This window comes from Streptococcus sp. HMSC068F04, from assembly GCF_001837455.1.
In the GTDB taxonomy this organism is placed as follows: domain Bacteria; phylum Bacillota; class Bacilli; order Lactobacillales; family Streptococcaceae; genus Streptococcus; species Streptococcus salivarius_D.
The window spans coordinates 1-727 of record NZ_KV832496.1; the positions used below are offsets into that span (position 1 = coordinate 1).

General features: G+C 40.0%; 1 protein-coding gene. It reads left to right on the forward strand.

The genetic code is table 11. The annotated features are described in order from the left end of the window. On the forward strand, positions 1-727 hold a 727-nt coding region (locus HMPREF2571_RS05830), incomplete at both ends, for a leucine-rich repeat domain-containing protein (RefSeq protein ID WP_141760062.1).

The following is a 727-nucleotide window of genomic DNA, read 5'->3' on the forward strand; positions in this document are numbered from 1 at the left end:
GTAGTGTTACCAAGCACGTTAACGAAGATAGACTATTCTGCTTTTAGTGGGACACAGTTGAAAGACATCACTCTTCCAACAAGTGTCACAACTATAGGAAGTGGAGCCTTTGGATCTATTGATAGTTTAAGTAGTGTCGTTATTCCAAAGAACTTGAGTGAAGCTTATGGGGCTTTTGAAGGTTCACAACATCTCAAGACAATTCATTTTGAAGAAGGCATAACAAAGATAGCTGACGGTCTTTTTCAAGGTTCAGGGATTTCGAGCATAAATATTCCTGAGACAGTTACCGAAATAGGTTCTAGAGCATTCAGTAATACAAGAATTACAGAGCTCTATATTCCAGACAGTGTTAGTAAGTTAGGTGGTGGTTCCTTTGGCACTGACTATTCTAACGATTTCAATTCCCTTACTAAAGTTAGCTTGCCATCAGAGTTGCAATCAACTAGTTCACCATTTGGTGGACAGAAGAATCTTAAGGAAGTAGTGCTTCGTGGGAATTGGAAGACAATTCCAAGTTCGTTGTTTTCTGGAACAGGAATTGAAAAGTTAGTGATTCCAGAGGGTGTTACTGAGATAGGTTCTTATGCTTTTTCGGGCTCTAGTTTGAAGGAAGTAGTATTACCAAGCACGTTAACGAAGATAGGCGATAGTGCCTTTAGAGGTACCCAGTTGACGAGTGTTACCATTCCGGAGGGAGTCACTGAAATAGGTTCTTCAGCTTTTT